At 70.6% G+C, this 3,194-nt stretch carries 2 protein-coding genes; one reads left to right on the top strand and one right to left on the bottom strand.

Features of this window, described 5'->3' with window-relative positions:
• On the top strand, nt 1–2,086 hold a 2,086-nt coding region (locus FV228_RS24700; protein WP_147856971.1), incomplete at its 5' end, for a membrane-bound PQQ-dependent dehydrogenase, glucose/quinate/shikimate family.
• Between the two features lie 87 nt (nt 2,087–2,173).
• Here the strand turns inward: FV228_RS24700 and FV228_RS24695 are convergent.
• On the bottom strand, nt 2,174–3,121 hold the full coding sequence (locus tag FV228_RS24695) for a dihydrodipicolinate synthase family protein (protein WP_147856970.1): 948 nt from the start codon (nt 3,119–3,121) through the stop codon (nt 2,174–2,176).
• Nucleotides 3,122–3,194 lie beyond the last annotated feature (73 nt).

The following is a 3,194-nucleotide window of genomic DNA, read 5'->3' as shown; positions in this document are numbered from 1 at the left end:
GGGCAACGGGCCGCTGGCGTTGCGCGCCGTCGTGGCGCTCCTCGTCGCCGCGAGCGGCGCGGCGTGGTTCGTCGATCCGGTGGACACGAAGGGCAGCCTGCCGAAGGTCGCCCAGGCCGGGAACGCCGCGGTCGATCCGAGCGGCGTCGCCTATCCGGCCGACGACTGGGTCGCCTACGGCGGCACCAATCTCGGCCAGCGCTACTCGGCGCTGAAGGACATCGACACCGGCAACGTCCGCGGCCTCAAGGTCGCCTGGGAGCACCATACCGGCGACCTGCGCGAGGGCGACGCCAAGGATTCGAAGGAATACACTTTCGAGGCGACGCCGATCAAAGTGAACGGGCTGCTGTATTTCTGCACCCCGCACAGCATCGTCCGGGCCCTGGAGCCGGAGACCGGCCGCGTGGTCTGGTCCTTCGATCCCAGGATGCTGCGGGACGCCCAGTACCAGCACCAGACCTGCCGCGGCGTGTCCTACAACGACTCGACCGGCTTCGTGGCGCCGGCCGAGGCCGACCCCGCAGCCGTCCAGGCCGCCCAGGCCGCCATCGCCGAATGCCCGCGCCGGATCATCGCGACCTCGGTGGACGCCAAGCTCTACGCCCTGAACGCCGACACCGGCGCGCCCTGCAAGAGTTTCGGCACCGACGGCGCGGTGGACCTGAAGGCGCAGATGCCGGGCCTGCAGCGGGCCACCTACCAAGAGACCTCGGCGCCGCTGGTGACCCGGGACCTGGTGATCCTCGGCAGCGCCATCGCCGACAACTACTACGAGACCAACCCGTCGGGGGCGATCCGCGCCTACGACGTGCGCACCGGCGCGATCGTGTGGAAGTTCGACGCCGGCAAGCCCGACGACACCGCGCCGCTCAAGGCCGGCGAACTCTACGAGCCGAACTCTGCGGTGGCCTGGACCCAGCTCGCGGCGGACGAGGGCCTGGGCCAGGTCTACGTGCCGTTCGGCAACCGGTCCCCCGACCAGGTCGGCGTGTCCCGCTCCAAGGACGACGAGGCCTTCATCGACGCCCTGGCGGCCCTCGACCTGAAGACCGGCCGGCTGATCTGGAAATTCCAGACCGCGGCGCACGACCTGTGGGACCGGGACAACCCGTCCCAGCCGGTGCTGCTGACCCTGCCGCACAAGGGGGCCGCGGTGCCGGCGATCCTGATCCCGACCAAGATCGGCAACGTCTGGGTGCTGGACCGCCGCACCGGCGCGCCGTTCGCCCCGGTGGAGCAGGTCAAGGTCTCCACCGAGACCGACATCCCGGGCGAGACGCTTGCGGCGACCCAGCCGATGTCGGCGCTGCGCTTCACCCCGGCGCCGCTGACCGAGGCCGCCATGTGGGGCACGACGCCGTTCGACCAGATCCAGTGCCGCATCGCGTTCCGGTCGAACCGCTACGACGGCAACCCGTTCACGGCGCCCCAGGCCTCGGGCGGCTCGATCGTGTGGCCGGGCAATATCGGGGTGTTCAACTGGGGCTCCGTGGCCGTCGATCCGGTCAACCACTGGATGATCGCGACGCCGCAATACCTGCCCTACATCTACCAGCTGCATCGGCGTCCGGAGGCCGAGCCGAACAAGCGCCTGTTCTCCACCGATCCGGATTCGAAGCCCGGCAACGAGAATCTCGGCGGCCCCTACGCGGTGTCGATCGCCCACATGCGCTCGGCGCTCGGCGTGCCCTGCAACGCGCCGCCCTGGGGCATGCGGGTCGGGGTGAACCTCGCGGACGGCACCACCGTGTGGAAACACCGCAACGGCACCGTGGCCGGCCAGAAGGTCGCCGGCGTGACCTTCCCGATCCCGTTCGAGATGGGCATGCTGGCCCATGGCGGCACCCTGACCACGGCCGGCGGGGTCGCCTTCGCGGGGGCCGCCCTGGACGACCTGATCCGCGGCTACGACATGCAGACCGGCGAGACCCTCTGGTCCATGACGCTGCCCGCGGGCGGCCAGGCGACGCCGATGACCTACCGGGGCAAGGACGGCAAGCAATACGTGGTGATCGCCGCCGGCGGCCACGGCTCGCTCGGCACCACGCCGGGCGACTCGGTCATCGCCTACCGGCTCGACTGAGCGGAGATTCCAAAGGGCTCAGCCCTTTGGCGGGGTATCGGGGCGGAGCCCCGATGAAGCAGGGCGCTGCCCTGCACCCGCACAAGGTCACAGACCTTGTGAATCCAGGAGTTTCGCTCGCGCATCCTTTCGGGCGAGGCGGGCCAGCAGGTACTCGATTTCGGCCTTGGCCCGCGGGGTGAGCGCCTGGGACGGCTTGCGCTGGGCGTCGGACGAGAAAATCCCCCGGCGCTGGAACACGTATTTGCGCACCGCGAGCCCCAGCGGGCCCTGCTGCTGCTCGTAGCGCAGGTAGGGCAGGTGGGCGTCGAACAGGTCGTGGGCGGCGTCGCGCTCCCCCGCCCGGCCGAGGCGGACCACGTCGACCAGCATCTCCGGGAAGGCGTAGCCGGTGTTGGCCCCGTCGGCGCCGCGCTCGGTCTCGAAGTCCAGGAACAGGCCGCCATTGCCGACCAGGATCGCGATGTGGCGCATCGAGCCGTCCGCCTCGAAGCCCCGCAGCGTCGAGATCTTCTCCAGCCCCGGCCAGTCCTCGTGCTTGAGCATCACGCAGGAGGGATTCTCGGACACGATCCGGCGGATCACTGCCGGCGTCATCTGGACCGAGAAGGTGAGGGGATAGTCCTGGAGCACGAAGGGCACGTCCGGCCCGATCGCCTCGGCGGCGTTGCGGTAATAGCCGACCACCTGGTCGTCGGTGCGCAGGGTGTTGGGCGGCGCGATCATCACGCCGGCCGCGCCCATCGCCATCACCTCGCGGGCGAGCGCCCGCATGGCCGCGAAGCCCGGCGCCGTGACGCCGACGATCACCGGCAGCCGGGTGCGCCCGAGGACCTGCTTCGCGACGGCGAGCCCTTCTTCATGGTCGAGCTTGCCGGCCTCGCCGAGCTGGCCGAGGATCGTCAAGCCATCGACCCCCGAAGCCCCGAAAAAATCCGTCATCCGGTCGAGGGAGACCGCGTCGATCCGGCCGTCCGGGTGGAACGGCGTCGGGGCGATCGGCACGACGCCGCGGAGATCGCTGGTGAGGGGCATGCCGGTCCTGTCCTCCGTCGCGCGGCAAGGGGGCAGCCGAGGGGGCGGCCGCGCGACGGAGGACAGGACCGGC

Origin of the sequence: Methylobacterium sp. WL18 (genome assembly GCF_008040015.1) — a bacterium.
GTDB classification, from domain to species: Bacteria; Pseudomonadota; Alphaproteobacteria; order Rhizobiales; family Beijerinckiaceae; genus Methylobacterium; species Methylobacterium mesophilicum.
Note: the sequence above shows the minus strand (reverse complement) of the source record. Positions and strands in the feature narration are given on the sequence as shown.